Below are 22,531 nucleotides of genomic sequence, written 5' to 3' on the forward strand. Positions count from 1 at the left end.
GGGTGCTCCTTCCGTCATTCCTGGTGGGGAAACAAGGTGTTATCAATCAGATCGCACAAACAGTTGAGTGTTAACATATGCATCTCCTGAATGCGAGCACTGCGATGTGAAGGAATACGAATTTCCACATCCTGCGGTCCCAGCAATCCGGCTAATTCTCCCCCATCATAACCGGTAAGCGCAACGATCGTCATATCGCGCGTGACGGCGGCCTCGACAGCCTTGACGATGTCACGCGTATTGCCGCGGGTCGAGATGGCGAGCAGCACATCACCGTTTAGCCCGAGGGCGCGCACCTGCTTGGCATAAATCTCATCATGCAGGCGGTCATTACTGATCGCAGTCAGCATGACGTTATCCGCACTTAAAGCCAGCGCAGGCAGGCTGGGGCGTTCGGTTTCAAAACGATTGATCATGCTGGCGGCAAAATGCTGTGCGTTGGCGGATGATGCGCCGTTACCGCAACTCAGTATCTTGTTACCGTTGAGAAGGGACTGCACCATGGTCATTGCTGCACGTGAGATGGCATCAGGTAATGCCTCAGCCGCAGCGATTTGAGTTTGGATACTTTCAGTAAAACACGCTTTAATTCTTTCCTGCACACGACCACCTGGTTCTAAACGTCTGCATTAAAGGCATTGGGCAACCATTCGAGCGCCGGGCCTGTAATGGCGATGATGTCGAAACGGCAATTCACTGTTTCAAAACTGCCGCCGCGTTGCGCCAGCCAGAGAGAGGCAGCACGCAGCAGCTTGTGTTGTTTCTGTCGGGTAATGCTGGCCAGACTGCCGCCGAATCGTGCGTTACGGCGGTAACGCACTTCGACAAACACCCAGCATTGGTTGTCTCGCATTATCAGGTCAAGTTCACCTGCGCGATAGTACACATTGCTGGCGACCCATGTTAACCCCGCCCGCTCAAGATAGCGGCGGGCGCGTTGTTCATATTCGGCACCTGTACGGCGGCGGTTTAGCTGGCCGGTACGATATTGCCCTGACGATACTGGTTCCATGTCAACTTCCTGTTGATCACGCAATCAGGCGTCGCGCTGAGCTTGCCGGTATTGCCATCAAGAGAGAAGCCAGGCACCTGACGCATCTGATTGAAGTGGTTAGCCAGCGTCCAGGCATCCATCCCCATGGCATACAGGCGCACCAGTGAATAATCGTTGTTAAACGACCGGGCGGCCTGCTGCATCAGGCCTGGATTGGCGCCGGACAGCAGAGGGATATCGCTGTACTGCAGGCCTTCCATTTCCAGACGGAAATCCGGGCCTGCGCCAGCCTGAGCACTACGGGAACTGGCGTAGAGCGCGACATTACTGCGGCTGCCGGTGCGCATGCTGATCATCGGTTTAATCAGCTGCAGTTCATCCTGCGTCGACACGATATAGGCCGCATCTACCGCACCCGATTCGCTGGCTGCCGGTGCGCTGGTTTGAGGGGCCGGTATAGTCAGCCCTGCAACGGACACGTTCTGCGGTTGAGACGCAGAAGGGATAACCACCGGCGTCCCGCTCATGCTGATTCCTGCACCGCTGTTGATGCCCTGCTTAAGCTCTGAAACCGAACCGAAACGCTGCTGGAGCACGGTGCCACCGCCCAGTGACTGCCACTCTTTCGCAAAGGCCGTTGCGACGCGATCGCCCAGGCCATTACGCGGGAGCAACAGCAGCGGCTGGCGCTTACCCTGATCCCAGATATGGTGAGCCGCATCACGCGCTTCATCTTCTGGCGACAGCGCAAAGTAGCACATATTGGGATGGTTCTGGATGTGTTCCGGCTCATTCAGGGCCAGAACGTTCAACGGTGTCTGGCTGTTGGCGACGGTTTCGACGTTGTTTTTCAACAGCGGGCCGACGACCAGTGTCGCGCCATCCTGTTGCGCCTGCTGCATCACCTGGGCGATGGGCTGGCTGCTGGTGTCATAGACTTTAACCTGCGCATTACTGGCCGGTTGCGCCGACGGCTGTTGCTGCTGTTGAGGCTGCTGGGCGGTCGTGGCAGGTTGCTGAGCCGTGCCCGTCTGCGTTGTTGCCGCAGGGGCGGCTGAGGGGCTGACAACCGCGTTGGCATCAGCAGGCTGCTGCTGATTCATCGCGATGGGATCCTGTGCGCTGCCCGGCGTTGCCTGGGGTGCCGCCGGGATAACACCGTTCTTCGCGTCGTTGAAGCCTTTCTGGATGGCGCTGGCAAACATCTGAGCCTGACCGTTGAGTGGCAGCAGCAGCGCGATGGTGCTGGTGGACGCTTTGGTGAAGTTCTGCACCTGGCTCAGCTGCGTCGGCAAGGTTTTGGACGCGGGATTGTCAGGATAGCGCGTCTGCCAGTCTTTAATGGCCGACTTAAGCATGTTGGCATCCTGCGCATTGGCGTGCCAGGCGGTCAGCAGATCCAGCCAGCCCTGCAGAATGTTTTCATCGGCATTGATGACCAGCGCGTTCATGTCTTGCTGTGACAGTTGCGTCAGTGCCTGCCAGGTTGCATCAATGTTCTTCTGACGTGCGTCACCCTTCAGCAACGGTTCCTGGGCAATGTAGGCACGGAGCAGGGCCAGAGAGGTTTTCCCCTGTGCGCTGGCGATCTGCAAATCGTAGTAGCGCGCCAGTTGATCCTGAGACAATTCACTGGTTTTCACCTGGCTCAACAGTTGCTGCGCGTCAGCCACTTTTTGCTGTCCAATCAGCGACTGGGCTTTCAGCAAGCGTAATTCCTGTTGCTGTGTTGAGGACAGTTGATTAGGCAGTTCGCCAATCGCCTGGTCGGCCTGAGGATATTTTCCCTCTTTTAACAAGGCGCGGATTGCGAGTAATTGCCAGTCGGTCTTGCTATCATCGCTGCTTTGCTGCACCTGTTGCAGATAGTAAGCAGAATTATTGGTGGCTGGCCCCTGAATGTCTACGGACTGGCTTTTGGGACCCTGGCCACTACACGCGGCTAAAATCAGACCAGCAAGAAGGACAGGCACAAAGCGTCCTGCTTTATGACGAACGATTTTTGAAGGAAGCATACTGTATCCAGTGATGTTTTTTTCAAGATGCTCAATATTAAATCGGCAATTCGGATGAAACAATGAAACAACTCGATCGGGCAGACATTTCCGCCAGCACGCTTTACATCGTGCCAACCCCAATAGGTAATTTGGCTGACATTACCCAGCGGGCGCTAGCGGTACTTTCCAGCGTCGATCTGGTCGCAGCGGAAGATACACGTCATACCGGACTGTTGCTACAACATTTCGCCATCAATGCGCGACTCTTCGCACTTCATGACCACAACGAACAGCAGAAAGCAGACATCCTGCTCGCCAGGCTGCAACAGGGAGAAAGCATAGCTTTGGTTTCTGATGCTGGCACGCCGTTGATCAACGATCCCGGTTACCACCTGGTTCGCCGCTGCCGGGAGGCCGGTATTCGCATCGTTCCTTTACCGGGTGCCTGTGCAGCGATTACAGCATTAAGCGCAGCGGGATTGCCGTCTGATCGTTTCTGTTACGAAGGGTTTCTGCCAGCCAAAACCAAGGCACGCTGTGATGCGCTGCGGGCCCTTGCCGACGAGCCACGCACTTTAATTTTTTATGAGTCGACTCACCGTCTGTTAGACAGCCTGCAGGACATGGTGACCGAGCTGGGTGCCGATCGTTATGTCGTGCTGGCGCGTGAGCTGACTAAAACCTGGGAAAATCTCAATGGTGCGCCCGTGGCGGAACTGCTGGCCTGGGTCAAAGAGGATGAAAATCGCCGCAAAGGTGAGATGGTGCTGATTGTGGAAGGCCACCAGCCTGATGAAGAGGCTTTGCCAGCGGAGGCCTTGCGCACACTGGCCCTGTTACAGCAGGAATTGCCTCTAAAGAAAGCGGCCGCCCTGACAGCGGAGATTCATGGGGTGAAAAAGAACGCCCTCTATAAATATGCGCTGGATCAGCAGGCGTAAGCCGCCTGTTTTGCCTGCGTGACAGCGCCGGCTAAACGCTCTATAATGCGCGCCGAAGCTGACCAGACAGTCGCCGCTTTGTCGTCGTCCCTCTCTGAGGGAGACGGGCAAAGGGGAGGAAAGTCCGGGCTCCATAGGGCAGGGTGCCAGGTAACGCCTGGGGGGGAAACCCACGACCAGTGCAACAGAGAGCAAACCGCCGATGGCCCAGTAATGGGATCAGGTAAGGGTGAAAGGGTGCGGTAAGAGCGCACCGCGCGGCTGGTAACAGTCCGTGGCACGGTAAACTCCACCCGGAGCAAGGCCAAATAGGGGTTCACATGGTACGGCCCGTACTGAACCCGGGTAGGCTGCTTGAGCCAGTAAGCGATTACTGGCCTAGATGAATGACTGTCCACGACAGAACCCGGCTTATCGGTCAGTTTCGACTTATTCATGCAAACCCCGCGCAAGCGGGGTTTTTGCTTTATGGCGCAGCTATGCAGGCTTTGCTGTCTCCATCAGGCACAGGGGAAAGACGCGCACGACGTTGCCACGGGAGCCATTGTTCGGCGCGAGTCACACAGGATGGTTTGACGATGCCGTGGTAAAAAAATGCGGCAGGGCGGTTCTGTACGGGCGTCCGGGCTATACCCTTTGATCGGGGAAATAAGCGGCCGGTTGCCAGAGGGTGTGTTTCTCAGGCAAATCCCATGCAATTTCTCGCCAATGCCCTATACGCTCATCCGATGTGTTACATGATGGCTTGCCATCTGTTTGGGAGGCAACGGTTTCTCTCGTCTATAGTTGAAGGCAGCTCGCCAGACGTCACTGATTTTACGTTTTGCCCCATTGGGCACGCATTCATTGAATGAAGATTAAAAAAACAGGTGGATCATGGTTACAAGAAGGGATTTATTAACGTATTCTGGGGCGTTTGCTGCCTTATCTGCTTTAGGCATTTCTCCCGGCGCGATGGCAGCAGGTGTGCTCAAACTGGGTAACAGCGAAACATTTAATTTTCAGACATTGATTGCCCGGGCTAAAGCGCTGGCAGCCAAACCTTACGAAAAACCCACCGAATTCGATCCGTCATTGTTGTCCAACATCACCTATGACGCCTACATGAAGACCGTGTACAAACCGGAATATGCCCTGTTCAAAAATGCCGGGCGGTTTCCTGTCACCTTTTTCATGGTTAACGGCCTGCACCGCATGCCGGTGAAAATGCACGTAGTGGAAAATAACGCCGCGCGCGAAATCATTCAAAATATTGATTACTTCACCACGACGGATAAAAGCGTCAGGTTGCCGGCGCTGGAAGGAAACGTATTTTCAGGTTTCAGAGTGCTGGCAAGCCAGGACGCGTTAAAAACCAATCCCCAAAATGACTGGATTTCCTTCATGGGGGCGTCCTATTTCCGCGCTATTGGTGAATTAGGGCAGTTTGGTTTGTCCGCTCGCGGTATTGCTCTGAATACCGTCCAGCCCGGTGTGGATGAAGAGTTTCCTGATTTCACGGATTTCTGGTTCGAAGCGCCGAAAGATGACAGCAAAAACCTCACGGTCTATGCCCTGCTCAACGGGCCGAGCATAACGGGTGCCTACAAGTTTATCCTGCATCGTGGCAAAGGCGTGGTGCAGGACGTGGAATGCACGCTTTTCCTGCGTAAGGATATTCAGCGTTTCGGCATCGCGCCTCTGACGTCCATGTACTGGTTCTCAAAAACGGTCAAGGGGGCTGCGACAGACTGGCGTCCCGAAGTGCATGACTCCGATGGTCTGGCAATGTGGACCGGCAGCGGTGAACATCTCTGGCGACCGCTGAACAATCCGTTGCGTGTGGTCACCTCAAGCTTCCACGACGAGAATCCGCGAGGCTTTGGATTACTGCAGAAAGACAGGAATTTCGACAGCTACCTGGATGCTGCGCACTACGAGCGTCGCCCGGACCTGTGGGTCGAACCGCTAGGGAAATGGGGCAAAGGATCGGTACAACTGGTGGAAATACCGACCGATGACGAAATCTACGACAATATCGTCGCCATGTGGGTGCCGGATGCGCCAGCCAAAGCGGGTGATGAACATCATTTCCATTACCGGCTGCACTGGCTGTCCGATGAACCTTATCCCTCAACGTTGGCGCGCTGTGGTGCAACCCGACTGGGACGCGGCGGCGTGCCGGGATCTGACCGTCCGCATGACAGTCGTAAATTCACCGTTGAATTCCACGGTGGCAACCTGAATCACCTGCCGTCAGGCGTTGCGCCGGAAGCCGTGCTGTCCGCCTCGCGCGGGACGTTTGAGAACGTGCTGGTCTCTAAGCTGCCTGATGACTCCGGCAACTGGCTGGCGCAGTTTGATTTGGTGGCGGGGGACGGTGACCCGGTGGAGCTGAAGCTTTATCTGAAAGCGCAGGAAAACGTGGTATCTGAAACCTGGTGTTATCAGTACCATCCGTTTAACTCCCCCGCGAAGCCCTGGCCGGTCGCCTGCGACAAGAAGTAATGTCCTCATCACGCCCACTCACCCAGTGGGCGTTTTTTTCGCGCACTCATCCCCTGTTTTTATCCCTGCTGGCAAGAAAATGCCCAGTATTGCCGGGCAGGGCGCCATCGGTCTGGCGATGCCTGACGAACTTTTCGGTGTCGGTTTCGCCATGGACGGAGGGCCGGTAGGGTGGCTGCCCTGAGATCAAGGAATCCAGCGTTTACCGTCAACGGTGCGCAATCTGTTGATCCTGACGGTATGGCAGCCTCCATTTTTGCTGGTACCATGACGCCCCATTGTTGTACTCGGGTACCCTTGCGGATGGCCGCGATGTCGCCTGTTCGGGTGAACTCACCTTCGCGGTTATGAACGAACAGGTCGATCAGAAGGGGTGACTAAGTGAAGGCGACATTCGTAAGTGTTTGATTGAAAAGACTCAGCGAAACCAGATGGTTACGGAAAGCGTCAGTGCGTTAGCCTGCGCTGCGTCGCTCAGCGGCAACGTGGACCATGACATTCAGGGGCGGAAAACCGTTTACACGCTCTCTGGCGGCAATATTGATTTGTCCCGGGTTTCGGGTCTCGCTGACGCATAAAGGATAAGTTATGAGTAATTCTGAAAATATTCTCAACCGGGAAAAAGCGTCGATCTGGCGTCAGTCCGATACCACATGGACACTGGGGCTTTTTGGTACCGCCATTGGAGCCGGGGTCCTTTTCTTTCCTATCAGAGCGGGCTATGGCGGCCTGATCCCCATTCTGATTATGTTAGTGCTGGCGTATCCGATTGCCTTTTTCTGCCACAGGGCACTGGCGCGCCTGTGCCTGTCCGGCAGTAACGTATCGGGCAATATTACCGACACCGTAGAAGAACACTTCGGTAAAACCGGCGGCGTGGTCATCACCTTCCTCTACTTTTTTGCCATTTGCCCGCTGTTATGGATTTATGGCGTCACCATCACCAACACGTTTATGGCGTTCTGGCAATATCAGCTACTGTTGCCCGCCCTTAATCGTGGCGTCGTCGCGCTGTGTCTGCTGCTGCTGATGGCGTTTGTGATTGGGTTTGGTAAAGATTTGATGGTCAAAGTGATGAGCTGGCTGGTGTTTCCGTTTATTGCCAGTCTGGTGCTGATTTCACTGTCGCTCATCCCGTACTGGAATCGCGCCGTTATCGATCAGGTTCACCTGAACGATCTGGCCTTTACCGGGCATGATGGCATTCTCGTCACGGTATGGCTTGGCATTTCTATCATGGTGTTCTCGTTTAACTTCTCGCCCATTGTGTCTTCTTTCGTGGTGTCGAAACGGGAGGAGTACGAGCCGGAAATGGGCCGGACCTACACAGAAAACAAGTGCAGTCAGATTATCTCCCGCGCCAGCATCCTGATGGTGGCAGTGGTCATGTTCTTTGCCTTTAGCTGTCTGTTTACCTTGTCGCCGCAGGACATGGCGGATGCCAGGGCACAAAATATTCCTGTGCTGTCTTATCTGGCGAATCACTTCTCCAGTATGGCGGGTGAAAAGTCTACCTTTTCCACGGTGCTGGAATACAGCGCGTCGGTCATCGCCCTGGTCGCGATTTTTAAATCCTTCTTTGGCCACTATCTGGGCACGCTGGAAGGGCTGAATGGGTTAATCATCAAGTTCCGCTACCACGGTGATAAAGACGCCGTGTCCCATCGTAAGCTGAACACCGTAAGTATGGTCTTTATTATGGGGTCCACCTGGCTGGTGGCGTATCTCAATCCCAATATTCTTGACCTGATCGAGGCGATGGGTGCGCCCATTATCGCCTCGCTGCTGTGCCTGTTACCGATGTTTGCTATCCGCAGGGTTCCGGCGCTGGCGAAATATAAAGGCCGCGCTGACAACGTTTTCGTGAGCGCGATTGGCGTGCTGACGATTTTGAATATTGCGTATAAGTTTTTCTGACGGGCCGCGCAGCCGTTTTGACCTGACATGTCCCCATGTCAGGTCTGCGTCATCCTGTTAACCGCGACCGTGAGGTTCATCCCAGTTGAACGCCGGGCCGACAGAGATTACGCCGTGCGGGTTGATGGTTTTATGGCTGCAGTAGTAGTGATGGCGAATATGGGCCAGATTCACGGTCTCAGCAATGCCAGGCATCTGGTAAATATCCCGCAGGAAACCGCTCAGATTCAGGTAGTCACTGATACGGTGACGGTCACATTTAAAGTGGGTGACGTAGACCGGATCGAAGCGCACCAGCGTAGTCCATAAACGTAAATCCGCCTCGGTCAACGTGTCGCCGGTCAGATAACGGTGCTGGCCCAGGATCTGTTCCAGACGGGACAGCGACTGAAAGAGTGCCGTAACCGCTTCATCATAAGCCGCCTGTGACGTGGCAAACCCCGCCTTATACACGCCATTATTGACCGTGTCGTAAATCCAGCCGTTGAGGTCATCAATCTTGTCGCGCAGTGCCGGCGGATAATAGTCGCCCGCACGTGCGCCCACGCCGTCGAAGGCGCTGTTAAACATGCGAATGATATCGGCAGATTCATTACTGACGATGGTATTCTGCTGCTTATCCCATAACACGGGCACGGTCACCCGACCGGTGTAGTCCTTATCCGCGTGCAGATAGAGCTGATAAAGAAATTCATTTTGATGCAGCTTGTCACCGGTTGCCGCCGGGAAGCTGTCATCGAAGGTCCAGCCATTTTCCAGCATCAGCGGATGCACGACTGACACATCGATCATGTTCTCCAGCCCTTTTAACTGACGCATCAGCAAGGTACGGTGTGCCCAGGGACAGGCAAGCGATACATAAAGATGATAGCGATCGCGCTCTGCCGCAAACCCGGCGTTGCCACTCGGGCCGGCGCTGCCATCCGGCGTGACCCAACTGCGCCATGCGGATTCCGAGCGCTTAAAACGCCCGCCGGTTGATTTTGTGTCATACCAGGTGTCATGCCAGACACCATCAATTAACTGGCCCATCTTGTCTCCACTCTCTGTCGTGCAATGAAATGTTCTCGTCTGATTAACCATAGGTGGTGATGCGCGACTGCGACAGCGTTGTGCGCGCATGGCGTCAGACATTTTGTGCCATCGTCTTAACGGCCTCTCACTGAGAGAAGGGTTGATGACGTAAACCGGTAACGATTCCTTTATGATGTCGGACATTCTGCCTGCCCCAGGCATCTCATTCCACCAGCCTGTCCATCCGGAGAGGCGGAGAAAAAGGAAAGTGCAATGAAAGCCGTCGTCTTTGGATACCATGAAATGGCCTGTACCGGATTACAGGCGCTGCTGGATGCCGGATTCAGTATCAGTGCGTTGTTTACCCATGCCGATCCCGGCAACGCCACACCATTTTATGGTTCCGTTGCTGAGCTGGCGCGTCGTCACGCTATTCCGGTATTTATCACCGAGGAGGTGAATACCGCCGAGTGGCAGGCCCGTATCGCCAGTTTCGACGCGGACTACCTGTTCTGCTTCTCCTACCGTCAGGTACTGAGCGAGGCCATTCTGTCTTCGGTAACAAAAGGCGCCTATAACGTTCATGCCGCGCTGCTGCCAGCCTACCGTGGCCGCGCCCATCTCAACTGGGTCATTATCAAGGGCGAAACCCGTACAGGCGTTACGCTGCACCGCATGATTAAACGGCCAGATGCCGGTCCCATACTGGCGCAGCAGGCGGTGGATATTCTGCCGGAAGATAATGCTCTGGCCTTGCATACGCGCTTAGTGGCAACGACGGGCAAGATGTTGCCGGGCTGGCTTAAGGCGCTGGTGGCGGGCGAGCTGACAGAAACACCGCAGGATGAACGGGCCGCCAGCTGCTGGGGCAGCCGCAAACCCGAGGACGGCGAGATACACTGGCAGGACAGTGCCGTCAATATCCACAATCTGGTTCGGGCGCTGGACTTTCCCTGGCCGGGGGCGTTCAGCTTTACCCGCACGCAAAGGTTTACTGTCTGGCAAACCCAGGTGATGAACGGCGATAACAGCGGGCGTGCGGGTGAGGTTGTATCACTATCGCCCCTGATCATTCGCTGTGGACAAGGGCAACTCGAAATCCTGCAAGGGCAGGGCCCGGACGGTGAATCTGTTTCAGGCCGGGTTCTGGCCAGTCAGCTTGGGCTGGTGGTGGGCCAGCCCGTGAAGGCCTGATGGGGCTCGTGGACGGCCTTATGCGGCTAGCCCAGTACCTGACCCGTAAGGTAGCCGACGGTCGCCGAAAAGCTCATTGCCAGCAGGCTCCAGAAGCAGATACGCATGATACTTTTGCGTACGGGCGCATCCCCCGCTTTAGCTGCCAGGGCACCCAGTAGTGCCAGCGCCAGCAGGGCCGACAATGCAATCGCGGGCAGGGCGAAGGGCCCGGTAATGAGCAGGGCGACAGCAAACGGCAGCACGCTGCCGGAGGCAAAGCTGATAGCGGAAAACAGCGCGGCCTGAAGAGGTTTCGCGCTGCTGAAGTCGGTAATGCCCAGCTCGTCCCGGGCATGTGCGGCCAGGGCATCATGGGCCATCAGTTGCTCTGCTACCTGATGAGCCAGGTCAGCAGACAGCCCGCGCGCCTGGTAAATCGCCGTCAGTTCAACGGTTTCCGCCGCAAAGTCAGCCTCCAGCTCGGCTTTTTCTTGCTGCAGAGAGGCCTGTTCGCTATCTGACTGTGAAGACACGGAGACATATTCTCCCGTGGCCATCGACATCGCGCCGCCGACGATTCCCGCCAGCCCGGCGAGCAATACCGTGTGGGGGGCACTACTGGCTGACACCACGCCTGCCAGCAGGCTCGCGGTTGAGACAATCCCGTCATTAGCCCCCAGAACGGCCGCGCGCAGCCAGCCTGCGTGTTCTATTTTATGCGTTTCACTGTGTTGCATTCGTTATCCCTGTGATCAGCGACCCGACGGGTACGCTTATTTTCATCGTGCGAAAGCAGAATATGCAGCACGCCCATTGCACCGTGGCTGTAGAAATAGATTTCGACAAACGTGGTCAGGAACCTGTGCCAGTGCAGCACTGCATGCGTCAGACCCGGCGACGCGAACGATGTGCTGTTAAGTAAAAACCATAGCGCGCCTGAGCAGGCCACCACAAGCAACGCGCTAACGCCCAGCCCCTGTACGGTGGCAGCGATGCCGCCACTGTGCGCGTCGGGTAATTTCATGCGCGCCAGACAGGCGAGATCGTCCCGAATACCGCGGAAATCCAGCGTCAGCCACGAAAAGTACCAGTGTAAGCCGCGCTGCATGCGCATCCAGATCAGCATAGCGAATCCGGCGACAATCAGTAACAGGCCAGACAGGATATGAAACCAGGTGATCACCGTTTCCAGACTGTGCCCGCCCAGCGCTTCACGTTCGGTGAAACTGGAATTGATGATCTGGGAAAGGATGAGGACGGCAACGAAGAGATGGAGCCGTCGAAAAAAAGGCGCATCGTGATGAGGGAGCCACTGCCTGTAAGACATGTTCATAGTAATCCTGAAATGAAAAGAACAGGACACTATATTTTCATGCGTAGATTAGGCTTACCTTAAGCGTTTCTCCGCGGTACCGGAGAAGCGGCGAGACGGCAGGCAGCAAAAAAGCAAAACGCACCGGAAAAAGCAGCCGGTGCGTTCAGCTAAAGCGGGATTGCTGGCGGTGAATTAGCGCGCCAGAACACCCTGTGGCTTTTTACTGATCAGGCGATCGATGCTGTACGCGCCCGGTCCAACCAGACCTAACACCAGGAAACCGCCAGCGATAGACAGGTTTTTCATAAACATCAGCTGGTTCACGCCTTCGGCAAAGTTACTGTGAAACAGGAAGGCGGTCAGAATCGTGAAGCCCGCGGTGAACAGCGCGGTGAAACGGGTCAGGAAGCCAAACATGATCGCCAGACCGCCGCCAAACTCCAGCAGGATAACCAGTGGCAACATGAAGCCGGGGACGCCCATCGCTTCCATGTAGTGCTGTGTACCTGCATAACCGGTAATTTTGCCCCAGCCTGCGGTGATAAACAGAATGGTCATCAGGATACGGGCGGCCAACAAACCACTGTCTTCGAATTTTTTCATCATCTACTCCAACGCTATAAGTTTGCAAGGCAGGAATGCCCGCAGTGAATATTCCCGTTGGCCGCCTGATAGCAAACCGCTGGGCTGATAGCTGGAGATGATAGTCGCGAGGTGTGACAGTTGTAAGCGATATAAACTGTCGATGTTATTCAGTAAATCTGACAAAAGAAAAAGCCAGTCACAATGGACTGGCCTGGTGATGTCAGCGCGGGGGGAAGGTTGACTTAACCATGCGCCAGGTGCTCCACAGGCCAAAGCCGCGCTTAGCCCAGCGTAACAGGCGGTTGGGACTGCGGATGGAGTAAATCGCTAACGCGCTGCTGCCAATGGCCAGATAGCGTTTAAGGCTCAAAAAGGTAAACCAGCCACGGTCGTAAGGTGCCGTGATTTCGAGCCAGCCACGCCGCGCCGCGCTGAGATCAAGGCGCTGTTGCTGAACCTGTTTAAGCAACTCTTCTATACGCGCTTCACGTTCGCGGCGGCTCATTAGCGGTTATCCTCAAGCAAATCACGATCGTTGGCCAGCTCTTTACGCGTATGACGCAGCAGCGTCGACTGGCGTGATTTACGCAGTGTCCAGAGCCCAAAAATCAACGCCAGCAGGAACAGTACGCCGGTGGTGATGGCTATCGCCATAAGACGGTACTGCGCATCGACTGCCCAGATAATCAGCACCATCAGGCTCATCAGGCCAAAAGCAGTAAAAAGCATCGTCAGGCCAAGCATCAACAACATCTGTATCAGATTGGCCTTTTCTTCTTCCAGCTCTGCCACTGCCAGACGAACGCGTGTTTCGACCATACTGACCAGCGTCGTAACGATACGCTGACCAATCGTGATCACCCCTTTAGCTGGTCCGTGGTTCTGCTGTGAATCGGTCATGGTTAACGACGCGAGATCAGCATACCGATAGCGACACCGATCGCCGCGCCAATACCGACACCATGCCACGGGTTATCACGTACATAACCGTCTGCTTTTTGTGCCGCTTCGCGCGTAGTGGCTGCCAGGCGCTCGCCGGATTCACCTAAACGCTCGCGGGAGCTGTCTAGCGCCACGCGCGCTTTATGACGCAGTTTATCCAGTTCACTTTTCGATTTTTCTGTGCCGCTGCTCAGCACTTCTTCCAGCGTATCCGCCAGGTTTTTCAGCTCAGCACGCAAATGTTCCGATGATGTGTCTTTAGACATAAAATACTCCTTTAACATCAGTAGAGTGAATCCGATTAATAGGGCTCCGCCTGTAACTTCTTAAGCTCCTGGCGTGCTTCTTCCAGCTTATGTTCGCGTTTTGCTATCTTGTCCTTATCATGACCTTCATCGCGCTCTTCCTTGAGTTCGCGTTCACGCTCAGCCACTTTCTGTTTCTGCGCGTTGATTTTTTCCAGATGTGAAGCTTTCAGCTTTTTGTCCGTGCAGCCCGCGCGCACCTCAGTAAGGGCGCGCTCAAGGCCGTTTACCCGGCGCTGATTGTTATGCTTCTTCGCCATCTCAATTTCGTGCTGTATGTCCTGTTCTTTTTGCTGGCACAGCGATTCCGCCGCCATCAATGAACCTGAAAGCGAAAACAACACGATGCCCAGCAGTAATTTATTTTTCATTAGGCGTAGTACCTTCCATTGTTGCCTGATTTACATCAACGCGGCGCAACCGCTTCACGGTGTGCGTTGAAACCCGCCTTAGTTTAAGCATAGACATCAGGTGGAAAAAGTCCAAAGATCACCGATATACGGGGAAACGTTCAGCGCGCGGTCGATAAACGCTGAACGTATAAAGAAACGCGCATCAGGCGAGAGAGAGGTGAGGCGATTGATCGTGTTGCGCGACGATAAAGCCCTCAGGCAGCAAGCGACGCAACACTTTTTGCGCGGCCAGGCTCTGCTCTTCATTGTCGAAATGAATAACCAGCGCATCACCTGCGGGTGTGATGCTTTTGATGCGAATACCTTGCGCGCTCAACTGCTGGTATAAATAGAAGCCGTCCGGCATCGGGGCTCCCGCGTGCGAAACACGAATCTGTACCACATTTTCATGGCGCATCAGACCTGGCACCAGGCTTATCGCAATCAGCGCGAATGCACCGCCAATCAACCAGGGCCGCCAGTGTTTAGGTATGGCCTGTAATGTTTTCATAAGCCGGTCCCCCGCTGATTTGCACGGCGCTTGCGCCAGAGAACAACCAGCGAACCGATTAATCCCACCACCAGTAACACCAGCGGCAGCATCATCAGAAAGAACATCAGCTCATCTTCATAACGCCGAAAAATAGGGGTTTTACCCAGCGCGAAGCCCAGAACGGTCAGAATCACCACCCACAGGAAGCCACTCATCCAGTTAAAAAACTGGAAACGGGCATTACTTAAACCGGACAGCCCGGCAATCGTGGGCAGTAAGGTGCGGACAAAGGCGATAAAACGGCCAACCAGTAAGGCGGATAATCCGTGGCGATGAAACAGATTATGGGCCCGCTGATGATAGCGGGCGGGAAGGTGCGATAACCAGTTTTGTACGGTGGGCGTATTGCCGAGCCATCGGCCCTGAATATAGCTGACCCAGCAGCCAAGGCTGGCACCTGTTGTTAAGACCAGGATCGTCAGCGGGAAGCTCATTGTGCCCTTGGCAATCAGCACGCCAACCAGAATCAGCAGACTGTCCCCGGGAAGGAAAGCGGCAGGCAGTAAACCGTTTTCCAGAAAAAGAATCATGAATAAAACGCCGTAAATCGCCCACACCAGTGTTGGATCAGAAAGCGTTTCATAATCCTGTTGCCATAAGGCATGCAGCAGCGCTTGCAAAATTTCCATCAATCATTCCCGAACATCATCGTTGAACATGTCCCACTGGGACTAAAGCGCAGACTGACAGTTAGTTATAAATTCTGGGGTGACCGTCTGAGCATGCATGTCTGGATCCTTCCAGAACTGATTGTTAAATCAGCGATTTGATAAGCCCTTAACGCAAAAGGTAAGAAAAGGGTGATAACTGTAACAAAAATCCAGCTTCGGAGACAGAACTACTCCTAAACGAACAGGAGTTTTACCCTCTCCATTACGATGTAAAAAGGAGTTTTACATGTTCTGACACTATTGCAGATTAACTGACTGTTTTTAGGCCAGATTAGCGCTGAATCGTATCGGCATCAGGTAAGACAACCGGATTTTCGCTGAACATGTAGCGGTCGACATTAAATTCAAAATCGTCGGCGGTGGCGTTAAATAACATCTGCTTAGTATTTTCGAGATGTTGCCACATTGCCAGCTTACTGGCGGCAGGATCTTTGCGGATGAGTGCTTTAAGAATCTGATCGTGATCGTCACACCAGCTGAGAATACTGCGCTGATCGATATGCTCGTGCAGTTTGAGCCAGTAGGGATTGTGTAACCGGTGCAGCCACATTTTTTCGACAATGGCCGCGAGGGCACTGTTCTGCGTGGACTGCGCAATACGAACATGGAAGTGCATATCCCATTCTGAATCCCTGAAATGGTCCTCCTGACGGGCTTTCTCCTGAATCGCCATCAGGTCGACAATATCCTGACGCGTTACCTGCGTGGCGGCGAATTCGGCGACATTACTTTCAATCAGCTGACGCGCCTGAAGGAGTTCAAAGGGACCAAAGGTGGCGAACTCCAACTGACTGCTGGACTCAGCCACACGGGTTTGCTGCTGGCTGGCTATCACATGAATACCCGAGCCTTTGCGCACCTCAACATAGCCTTCTACTTCCAGCATGATGATGGCTTCGCGGACCACTGTGCGACTGACCTGCATTTCTTCGGCAATCAGACGCTCTGCGGGCAGCTTGTCTCCCACCTGATAAACGCCATTTTCAATGCGCCGTTTTAATTCGCTGGCCAGTTGTTGATAAAGTCGACGCGATTCGGTGAGGTCCATAGCACCATCCAAAGTAACAAGCAGATAAGTTGTTATACCACTTTGCTGTAACTGAAGAAAAGGGCTGGCGCAGGCCAGCCCGGGAGATTAGCTGCGAACGGGCGCAGCCTGAGAAGGCGAATGTGGCGTCTGCAGTTCCGACACCGGTTGATTTTTCAGGACGGTCCAGATGACGATGGCGCCCAGCAAATCAAACACGGCCAGCGCAGCGAACAGGGGACTGAAACCTAACGTATCTGCCAGCGCGCCAACCACCAGCGCAAACAGCGTGCTGGCTGTCCAGGCCGCCATACCGGTTAAACCATTGGCGGTGGCCACTTCATTACGGCCAAAAACGTCAGACGAGAGCGTAATCAACGCGCCAGAGAGCGCCTGATGGGCAAAGCCGCCAACACATAACAACGCGATGGCAACGTACGGGCTGGTGAACAAACCAATGGTGCCCGGGCCTATCATCAATATCGCGCCCATTGTGACCACCATTTTGCGCGACACGATCAGGTTTACACCAAACCAGCGTTGAAACAGCGGAGGCAGGTAGCCACCCAGGATACAGCCAAAGTCAGCAAACAGCATGGGCATCCAGGCAAATAGCGCGATCTCTTTCAGGTTGAAACCGTAAACCTTAAACATAAACAGCGGGATCCAGGCGTTAAAGGTGCCCCACGCAGGTTCGGCCAGGAAACGCGGCAGCGCAATGCCCCAGAACTGGCGGTTACGCAGGATCTGCAGTGCCGACATTTTGGTCGTGTTACCTGTCTGATGCTGCAATTCCTGACCTGAAATGATGTAGTTACGTTCTTCGTCGCTCAGCTTGTTTTGCTGCTTAGGATGCTTGTAGAACACCAGCCAGCACAGCGCCCAAATCATGCTCAGTACGCCTGCGATGATAAACGCCATTTGCCAGCTGTGCGCCACAATAGCCCACACGACCAGCGGCGGCGCGACCATGGCACCAATGGATGAGCCCACATTGAAGTAGCCCACTGCGACGGAGCGCTCTTTTGCCGGGAACCATTCGCTACTGGCTTTGAGCCCGGCGGGGATCATGGCTGCCTCGGCGGCACCGACAGCGCCACGCGCCAGGGCCAGTCCGCCCCAGCTGCCTGCCAGCGCGGTCGCGGCGCAGAATGTGGCCCACAGTACGGCAAAGACCGCATAACCGACTTTGGTGCCTAGCAGGTCGAGCACATAACCCGCAACGGGCTGCATCACGGTATAGCAGGCGGAGTACGCCGCCACAATGTACGAGTATTGCTGGGTGGTGATGTGCAGCTCGGTCTGTAAGGTTGGCGCTGCTACGGCAATAGTGTTACGCGTCAGATAACCCAGTACCGTCCCCAGCGTCACCAGGCCAATCATATACCAGCGTAATCCTTTGATCTTACGCATTCTGTACCTCTTCCAGTTGTGTATGCGGTCAAACCGCTGTTGTTATCTGGAGCGGGACATCTCGTGATACAGCTCTGCTCACGCCCGCCGGCCCTGCCTGAGCGACCGTTATCTGCCTTGCCTTATGTCAGAAGTTTGTTACCTTGCGGTAAAGCGAGAGCCTAACTTGTTATACAACTTTAAAAGTTGAAAGCCATCACAAAAACCCGTAATCGCATGTGGGATACTGCAAACAGATGAGAACACAGCCAGTTAGCGCGCTGCCGGCGGCAAAAAGGTCGCTTTTCGGGGGAAAAATCTCGCTTAAATGTGACCTGAGTCGTAAAAAAAACGGCAGTCAGTGAAAATTGGTATGATAACTTTGGGCCATTCGGGGTGTATCCCATAAGGAAGCTTTTTATGTCGCGTTTCATGACCGAGGATTTTTTGCTGGACACAGAGTTCGCCCGTCGTCTTTACCACGACTACGCCAAAGACCAGCCTGTCTACGACTATCACTGCCATTTACCGCCGCAACAGATCGCTGAAAACTACCGTTTTGCCAATCTCTACGATATCTGGCTGAAAGGGGATCACTATAAATGGCGCGCGATGCGGGCAAACGGCGTGGCTGAGGCGCTGTGCACCGGTGATGCCAGCGATCGCGAGAAATTTAATGCCTGGGCACGGACCGTACCGCACACCATCGGCAACCCGCTTTACCACTGGACGCACCTGGAGCTGCGTCGCCCGTTCGGGATTACCGGCGTCCTGTTGTCAGAAAAAACGGCGGATGAGATCTGGCAGCGCTGTAACGATCTGCTGGCTCAGGACGCTTTCACCGCGCGCGGTATCATGCAGCAGATGAATGTGAAAATGGTCGGCACCACCGACGATCCGCTGGACGATCTGGTGCACCATCGTGCGATCGCCGAAGACGGCAGTTTCAACGTTAAGGTGCTGCCAAGCTGGCGTCCGGATAAAGCGTTCAACATCGAAGCGGACACCTTCCTGCCGTGGATTGAAAAGCTGGAAAGCCTTACCGATGTCAGCGTGCAACGCTTCGATGATTTGCGTCAGGCGCTCAGCAAACGGCTGGACCACTTTGCCGCACACGGCTGTAAGATTTCCGATCATGCGCTGGATGTCGTGTGTTATGCCGAGGCCGATGAAACGACGCTGGACAGGATTCTGGCGCACCGTCGCAGTGGTGCCAAACCCGATGCACAGGCGATCGCCCAGTTCAAAACGGCGGTGCTGGTCTGGCTGGGCGGCGAGTACGCCCGACGCGGATGGGTGCAGCAATACCACATTGGTGCGTTACGCAATACCAATCAGCGCCAGTTCCAGCTGTTAGGCGCGGACGTCGGTTTTGACTCCATTAACGATCAGCCTGTGGCAGAACCGCTGGCTCGTTTGCTGGGTGCGCAAAACCTCAATAATGCGCTGCCTAAAACGGTCCTTTATTGCCTGAATCCGCGTGACAACGAAGTGCTGGCAACTATGGCCGGCAACTTCCAGGGAGAAGGCCAGGCCGGGAAAATGCAGTTTGGCTCCGCCTGGTGGTTTAACGATCAACTGGATGGCATGCAACGTCAGATGACGCAGCTGGCCCAAATCGGTCTGCTGAGCCGTTTCGTGGGCATGTTAACCGACAGCCGAAGCTTCCTCTCGTATACCCGCCACGAGTATTTCCGTCGTCTGCTGTGTCAGATGATTGGTCGTTGGGTGGATCACGGCGAAGCCCCGGCCGATGAAGCCTTGTTAGGACAGATGGTGCAAAACATCTGCTTTAACAATGCGCGCGACTATTTTGGCATTGAGCTGGGAGCCTGATGATGACGCGGCTGAACCGCCACGACTTTCCCGGCGCGGTCTACCACGATCGCGTGATTCAGTTTGGTGAAGGCAATTTTCTGCGTGCTTTTATCGACTGGCAACTGGACTGGCTCAATGAGCATCAGGGAACGGATGCCGGTGTGGTGGTGGTCAGGCCGCGCAATCGCGAAGTCAGCGACACGTTGAATCAGCAGGACGGCCTTTATACGACCCTGGTTCGTGGCCTGAACGCGCAGAGTGAGTCGGTGAGCGAAAGCCGCCTGATCCGCAGTGTGAACCGTGAAATCCAGCCTTACACGCAGTTCGATGCGTTTATGGCGCTGGCGCGCCAGCCCGACATGCGCTTTGTTTTCTCGAATACCACCGAAGCGGGCATCGCGTTTAGCGAAACGGATCGGCTGACCGATTCGCCCGCCGCCAGCTTTCCCGGCAAACTGACGCAGCTGCTTTGGGCGCGTTATCAGCACGTTGCCGGTGACGAAAGCAAAGGCTGGCTTATCGTGCCGTGCGAGTTGGTCGATCATAATGGCGATATGCTGCGCGCGCTGGTGCTGCGCTATGCCGAACACTGGCAGTTACCGGACGCCTTTACACGCTGGGTAACGACAAGCTGTGCGTTCTATAACACGCTGGTGGATCGCATCGTCACCGGGTTTCCGGCCGACAGCGCCGCGCTTGAGGCACAACTGGGTTATCAGGATCACTTCCTGGTAGCGGGTGAGGTCTATTATCAGTTCGTTCTGCAAGGCCCCGCCGCGCTGTTTGACGAACTCAGGCTGACGGCGCTGGCACCCAACGTGCGCCGGGTGGAGGATATCGCCCCGTATAAAGCCCAAAAAGTGGCCATTCTGAATGGCGCGCACACCGCAATGGTGCCGGTGGCGTTTCTGGCGGGCCTGGAGAGCGTGGGCGAGGCGATGGAGGATACACAGATCGCTGGGTATATTGACGATCTCCTGCGCAAAGAGATCATCCCTACGCTCGATCTGCCCGCTGATGAGCTTAACGCCTTCGCCGACGCGGTACTGCGTCGCTTTCGTAACCCCTTTATCCACCATGCGCTGCTGTCTATCGCTCTTAATGGCATGACCAAATTTCGCACACGTTTGCTGCAGCCATTACTGACTGCCCATCAGCAAACCGGCCAGTGGCCAACAAACCTGACGTTTGCGCTTGCCGCCCTGATCGCGTTTTATCGGGGCGAACAGGCAGACAAGCGCTGGACCTTGCAGGACGAGCCGTACTGGTTGCAGCGTTATGCAGAGAGCTGGGCTGCCGTCAGCGCACAACGTCTTTCTCCCGCGGCGTTGGTTCAGCAGGTTTTAGGTGAGGCATCGCACTGGGGACAGGATTTAACTCAGCTACCCGGCCTGACCGAAACGGTCAGCCACCATCTGCAACGCATTCTCGCGCATGGAATACGCGACGCGCTGAGCCACCGGAGATCATGATGCAAGACGCCATAAAAATTCATCCGCAGGACAATGTCGCCGTGGCGTTGCAGGATATCGACATCGGGACGTCAATTGCGCTGGCGGATCACCCCGTGACGTTACGACAGGCCGTGGAGCGGGGGCATAAGTTTGCCTTACGCTCGCTGGAGAAAGGCGAAACGGTCGTGAAATACGGGTTGCCCATCGCGCACGCCACGCAGGCTATCGGGGCCGGAGAACGGGTGCATTCGCACAATGCACGTACCAATCTTAGCGATCTCGACCAGTACGACTACCAGCCAGAGCCGCCAGCCTTAACGCCTCAACCTGGCGATCGCGACGTGCAGCTCTTCCGCCGCGCTAACGGTGAGGCAGGCATTCGCAACGAGCTGTGGATCTTACCGACCGTCGGCTGTGTTAACGGAATTGCCCGGCAAATTCTGCAGCGTTTCCTGAAAGAAACCCAGGACGCGGCCGGAACCGACGGGGCGTTTCTTTTCAGCCACACATTTGGCTGTTCACAGTTGGGCCAGGACCATGAGAACACCCGCACCATGTTGCAAAACATGGTGCGTCATCCAAACGCGGGCGCGGTGCTGGTGATTGGCCTGGGCTGTGAGAATAATCAGGTCGATGCCTTTCGTGAAACATTAGGGGCGTTTGAAAGCGACCGCGTTGCGTTCATGGTCTGCCAGCAGCATGACGATGAAATAGAAGCCGGGCTGGAACGCCTGCACGCACTGTACGAAAAAATGCGTCACGATCGCCGTACACCGGGCAAACTCAGCGAGCTGAAATTTGGTCTGGAATGTGGCGGCTCTGATGGCTTCTCAGGCATTACCGCCAATCCGCTGCTGGGGCGTTTTTCTGATCAGATGATCGCCAACGGCGGCACCACGGTGCTGACCGAAGTCCCCGAAATGTTTGGTGCCGAGCGCATTCTGATGGGGCGCTGTCGCGACCGCGCGACCTTCGATAAAACCGTGGCAATGATCAACGATTTCAAACAGTACTTTATCGATCACCATCAACCTATTTATGAAAATCCGTCTCCGGGCAATAAAGCCGGCGGCATCACTACGCTGGAAGAGAAATCGCTCGGTTGCACACAAAAAGCGGGGCAAAGTCAGGTGGTGGACGTACTGAAGTACGGTGAACGCCTGACGGTACCCGGCCTTAATCTGTTAAGCGCACCGGGCAATGATGCAGTGGCGACCAGTGCCCTGGCGGGCGCAGGCTGTCATATGGTGCTGTTCAGCACCGGACGCGGAACCCCTTACGGCGGATTCGTACCGACCGTTAAGCTGGCCACCAATACGCCGCTGGCTGAAAAGAAACCGCACTGGATTGATTTTAATGCCGGAAGGCTGGTTGAGGGCATGAGCATGGAGGCGCTGCTGGCGGATTTCGTGGACACGATTGTGGCCATTGCCAACGGGCAACGCACCCGTAACGAACAAAATGATTTTCGTGAGCTCGCGATTTTCAAGAGCGGTGTGACGCTGTAAATCACAAGGGCGGCACCCATGCCGCCCTTGTTCCGTGTTTTTC

At 55.1% G+C, this 22,531-nt stretch carries 23 protein-coding genes and 1 other RNA gene; 9 read left to right on the forward strand and 15 right to left on the reverse strand.

Annotated elements, in window-relative coordinates:
• Positions 1-14: 14 nt before the first annotated feature.
• Genes diaA through GC090_RS02825 form a run of 3 tightly spaced genes read right to left on the reverse strand, consistent with a single transcriptional unit; the run spans position 15 to position 3,009 of the window.
• Positions 15-602 carry a DnaA initiator-associating protein DiaA gene (gene diaA, locus GC090_RS02815; protein ID WP_324020816.1) on the reverse strand — a complete coding sequence of 196 codons (588 nt, stop codon included), beginning with the start codon at positions 600-602 and terminating at the stop codon, positions 15-17.
• Positions 603-616: 14 nt separating this feature from the next.
• A complete protein-coding gene (locus GC090_RS02820; protein WP_006118321.1) occupies positions 617-1,012 on the reverse strand; it encodes a YraN family protein in 396 nt (131 codons plus the stop codon).
• On the reverse strand, positions 970-3,009 hold the full coding sequence (locus tag GC090_RS02825) for a penicillin-binding protein activator (protein ID WP_205953713.1): 2,040 nt from the start codon (positions 3,007-3,009) through the stop codon (positions 970-972). The genes GC090_RS02820 and GC090_RS02825 overlap by 43 nt, the downstream gene beginning before the upstream one ends.
• A gap of 62 nt (positions 3,010-3,071) precedes the next feature.
• Here GC090_RS02825 and rsmI point away from each other — a divergent pair, with 62 nt between their 5' ends.
• From rsmI to tdcC, 5 genes are all read left to right on the forward strand, one after another.
• Entirely contained in the window at positions 3,072-3,932 is an 861-nt protein-coding gene (gene rsmI / locus GC090_RS02830) for a 16S rRNA (cytidine(1402)-2'-O)-methyltransferase (RefSeq protein ID WP_006118319.1), read from the forward strand.
• 54 nt (positions 3,933-3,986) lie between these two features.
• Positions 3,987-4,362, forward strand: an RNA gene (gene rnpB, locus GC090_RS02835) — RNase P RNA component class A.
• A 446-nt stretch (positions 4,363-4,808) separates the two neighbouring features.
• A complete protein-coding gene (locus tag GC090_RS02840; protein WP_033739994.1) occupies positions 4,809-6,419 on the forward strand; it encodes an OpgD/OpgG family glucan biosynthesis protein in 1,611 nt (536 codons plus the stop codon).
• A 431-nt stretch (positions 6,420-6,850) separates the two neighbouring features.
• Positions 6,851-6,997: a hypothetical protein gene (locus GC090_RS02845; protein WP_155550063.1), complete on the forward strand. Its 147-nt coding sequence runs from the start codon at positions 6,851-6,853 to the stop codon at positions 6,995-6,997.
• 10 nt (positions 6,998-7,007) lie between these two features.
• Positions 7,008-8,336, forward strand: coding sequence for a threonine/serine transporter TdcC (gene tdcC / locus GC090_RS02850; RefSeq protein ID WP_039341878.1), 1,329 nt, complete (start codon positions 7,008-7,010; stop codon positions 8,334-8,336).
• 57 nt (positions 8,337-8,393) lie between these two features.
• Here tdcC and GC090_RS02855 read toward each other — a convergent pair whose 3' ends face one another.
• Entirely contained in the window at positions 8,394-9,368 is a 975-nt protein-coding gene (locus GC090_RS02855; RefSeq protein ID WP_006118315.1) for a glutathione S-transferase family protein, read from the reverse strand.
• Positions 9,369-9,623: 255 nt separating this feature from the next.
• On the opposite strand from GC090_RS02855, the gene GC090_RS02860 reads away from it, so the two are divergent.
• Entirely contained in the window at positions 9,624-10,544 is a 921-nt protein-coding gene (locus GC090_RS02860; RefSeq protein WP_110268774.1) for a formyltransferase family protein, read from the forward strand.
• Between the two features lie 26 nt (positions 10,545-10,570).
• On the opposite strand, the gene GC090_RS02865 is transcribed toward GC090_RS02860, so the two are convergent.
• The 11 genes from GC090_RS02865 to GC090_RS02915 form a co-directional block, all read right to left on the reverse strand.
• Positions 10,571-11,263 (reverse strand): VIT1/CCC1 transporter family protein, encoded by a 693-nt coding sequence (locus GC090_RS02865; RefSeq protein WP_006118313.1) that lies wholly within the window; start codon positions 11,261-11,263, stop codon positions 10,571-10,573.
• Positions 11,236-11,859, reverse strand: a complete 624-nt coding sequence (locus tag GC090_RS02870) for a cytochrome b/b6 domain-containing protein (RefSeq protein ID WP_205953711.1) — start codon at positions 11,857-11,859, stop codon at positions 11,236-11,238. Before GC090_RS02870 ends, GC090_RS02865 begins: the two co-directional genes overlap by 28 nt.
• A gap of 174 nt (positions 11,860-12,033) precedes the next feature.
• Entirely contained in the window at positions 12,034-12,444 is a 411-nt protein-coding gene (locus tag GC090_RS02875) for a DoxX family protein (RefSeq protein WP_033739992.1), read from the reverse strand.
• 202 nt (positions 12,445-12,646) lie between these two features.
• The gene (locus GC090_RS02880) at positions 12,647-12,931 is read right to left on the reverse strand and encodes a YqjK-like family protein (protein WP_006118310.1); all 285 of its coding nucleotides are present in this window, start codon (positions 12,929-12,931) and stop codon (positions 12,647-12,649) included.
• The gene (locus tag GC090_RS02885) at positions 12,931-13,326 is read right to left on the reverse strand and encodes a phage holin family protein (protein ID WP_006118309.1); all 396 of its coding nucleotides are present in this window, start codon (positions 13,324-13,326) and stop codon (positions 12,931-12,933) included. Before GC090_RS02885 ends, GC090_RS02880 begins: the two co-directional genes overlap by 1 nt.
• A gap of 2 nt (positions 13,327-13,328) precedes the next feature.
• Complete coding sequence (locus GC090_RS02890) at positions 13,329-13,634, reverse strand: ElaB/YgaM/YqjD family protein (protein ID WP_006118308.1); 306 nt, start codon at positions 13,632-13,634, stop codon at positions 13,329-13,331.
• A 35-nt stretch (positions 13,635-13,669) separates the two neighbouring features.
• Complete coding sequence (locus GC090_RS02895; protein ID WP_033739991.1) at positions 13,670-14,044, reverse strand: DUF1090 domain-containing protein; 375 nt, start codon at positions 14,042-14,044, stop codon at positions 13,670-13,672.
• Positions 14,045-14,228: 184 nt separating this feature from the next.
• Entirely contained in the window at positions 14,229-14,576 is a 348-nt protein-coding gene (gene mzrA, locus GC090_RS02900) for an EnvZ/OmpR regulon moderator MzrA (RefSeq protein ID WP_006118306.1), read from the reverse strand.
• Entirely contained in the window at positions 14,573-15,247 is a 675-nt protein-coding gene (locus GC090_RS02905) for a DedA family protein (protein WP_006118305.1), read from the reverse strand. Before GC090_RS02905 ends, mzrA begins: the two co-directional genes overlap by 4 nt.
• A 313-nt stretch (positions 15,248-15,560) precedes the next feature.
• On the reverse strand, positions 15,561-16,337 hold the full coding sequence (exuR, locus tag GC090_RS02910) for a transcriptional regulator ExuR (protein WP_006118304.1): 777 nt from the start codon (positions 16,335-16,337) through the stop codon (positions 15,561-15,563).
• A gap of 87 nt (positions 16,338-16,424) precedes the next feature.
• Positions 16,425-17,729 carry an MFS transporter gene (locus GC090_RS02915; RefSeq protein WP_039341892.1) on the reverse strand — a complete coding sequence of 435 codons (1,305 nt, stop codon included), beginning with the start codon at positions 17,727-17,729 and terminating at the stop codon, positions 16,425-16,427.
• A 399-nt stretch (positions 17,730-18,128) separates the two neighbouring features.
• Here GC090_RS02915 and uxaC point away from each other — a divergent pair, with 399 nt between their 5' ends.
• From uxaC to GC090_RS02930, 3 genes are read left to right on the forward strand one after another with little or no spacing between them, the layout of a single operon-like run.
• Complete coding sequence (gene uxaC, locus GC090_RS02920; protein WP_033739988.1) at positions 18,129-19,544, forward strand: glucuronate isomerase; 1,416 nt, start codon at positions 18,129-18,131, stop codon at positions 19,542-19,544.
• Between the two features lie 2 nt (positions 19,545-19,546).
• Complete coding sequence (locus tag GC090_RS02925) at positions 19,547-20,998, forward strand: tagaturonate reductase (RefSeq protein ID WP_324021512.1); 1,452 nt, start codon at positions 19,547-19,549, stop codon at positions 20,996-20,998.
• A complete protein-coding gene (locus GC090_RS02930) occupies positions 20,998-22,488 on the forward strand; it encodes a UxaA family hydrolase (RefSeq protein ID WP_110268776.1) in 1,491 nt (496 codons plus the stop codon). The genes GC090_RS02925 and GC090_RS02930 overlap by 1 nt, the downstream gene beginning before the upstream one ends.
• Positions 22,489-22,531: the final 43 nt, after the last annotated feature.

Source organism: Pantoea sp. JZ29, from assembly GCF_035190385.1.
Taxonomy (GTDB): Bacteria; Pseudomonadota; Gammaproteobacteria; order Enterobacterales; family Enterobacteriaceae; genus Pantoea; species Pantoea stewartii.

What these genes read in the sequence shown, in the direction of transcription:
- GC090_RS02820 (WP_006118321.1), bottom strand. Translation starts at nt 1,012, where the DNA reads ATGGAACCAGTATCGTCAGGGCAATATCGTACCGGCCAGCTAAACCGC.
- GC090_RS02825 (WP_205953713.1), bottom strand. Translation starts at nt 3,009, where the DNA reads ATGCTTCCTTCAAAAATCGTTCGTCATAAAGCAGGACGCTTTGTGCCT.
- rsmI (WP_006118319.1), top strand. Translation starts at nt 3,072, where the DNA reads ATGAAACAACTCGATCGGGCAGACATTTCCGCCAGCACGCTTTACATC.
- GC090_RS02840 (WP_033739994.1), top strand. Translation starts at nt 4,809, where the DNA reads ATGGTTACAAGAAGGGATTTATTAACGTATTCTGGGGCGTTTGCTGCC.
- GC090_RS02845 (WP_155550063.1), top strand. Translation starts at nt 6,851, where the DNA reads ATGGTTACGGAAAGCGTCAGTGCGTTAGCCTGCGCTGCGTCGCTCAGC.
- tdcC (WP_039341878.1), top strand. Translation starts at nt 7,008, where the DNA reads ATGAGTAATTCTGAAAATATTCTCAACCGGGAAAAAGCGTCGATCTGG.
- GC090_RS02855 (WP_006118315.1), bottom strand. Translation starts at nt 9,368, where the DNA reads ATGGGCCAGTTAATTGATGGTGTCTGGCATGACACCTGGTATGACACA.
- GC090_RS02860 (WP_110268774.1), top strand. Translation starts at nt 9,624, where the DNA reads ATGAAAGCCGTCGTCTTTGGATACCATGAAATGGCCTGTACCGGATTA.
- GC090_RS02865 (WP_006118313.1), bottom strand. Translation starts at nt 11,263, where the DNA reads ATGCAACACAGTGAAACGCATAAAATAGAACACGCAGGCTGGCTGCGC.
- GC090_RS02870 (WP_205953711.1), bottom strand. Translation starts at nt 11,859, where the DNA reads ATGAACATGTCTTACAGGCAGTGGCTCCCTCATCACGATGCGCCTTTT.
- GC090_RS02875 (WP_033739992.1), bottom strand. Translation starts at nt 12,444, where the DNA reads ATGAAAAAATTCGAAGACAGTGGTTTGTTGGCCGCCCGTATCCTGATG.
- GC090_RS02880 (WP_006118310.1), bottom strand. Translation starts at nt 12,931, where the DNA reads ATGAGCCGCCGCGAACGTGAAGCGCGTATAGAAGAGTTGCTTAAACAG.
- GC090_RS02885 (WP_006118309.1), bottom strand. Translation starts at nt 13,326, where the DNA reads ATGACCGATTCACAGCAGAACCACGGACCAGCTAAAGGGGTGATCACG.
- GC090_RS02890 (WP_006118308.1), bottom strand. Translation starts at nt 13,634, where the DNA reads ATGTCTAAAGACACATCATCGGAACATTTGCGTGCTGAGCTGAAAAAC.
- GC090_RS02895 (WP_033739991.1), bottom strand. Translation starts at nt 14,044, where the DNA reads ATGAAAAATAAATTACTGCTGGGCATCGTGTTGTTTTCGCTTTCAGGT.
- mzrA (WP_006118306.1), bottom strand. Translation starts at nt 14,576, where the DNA reads ATGAAAACATTACAGGCCATACCTAAACACTGGCGGCCCTGGTTGATT.
- GC090_RS02905 (WP_006118305.1), bottom strand. Translation starts at nt 15,247, where the DNA reads ATGGAAATTTTGCAAGCGCTGCTGCATGCCTTATGGCAACAGGATTAT.
- exuR (WP_006118304.1), bottom strand. Translation starts at nt 16,337, where the DNA reads ATGGACCTCACCGAATCGCGTCGACTTTATCAACAACTGGCCAGCGAA.
- GC090_RS02915 (WP_039341892.1), bottom strand. Translation starts at nt 17,729, where the DNA reads ATGCGTAAGATCAAAGGATTACGCTGGTATATGATTGGCCTGGTGACG.
- uxaC (WP_033739988.1), top strand. Translation starts at nt 18,129, where the DNA reads ATGTCGCGTTTCATGACCGAGGATTTTTTGCTGGACACAGAGTTCGCC.
- GC090_RS02925 (WP_324021512.1), top strand. Translation starts at nt 19,547, where the DNA reads ATGACGCGGCTGAACCGCCACGACTTTCCCGGCGCGGTCTACCACGAT.
- GC090_RS02930 (WP_110268776.1), top strand. Translation starts at nt 20,998, where the DNA reads ATGCAAGACGCCATAAAAATTCATCCGCAGGACAATGTCGCCGTGGCG.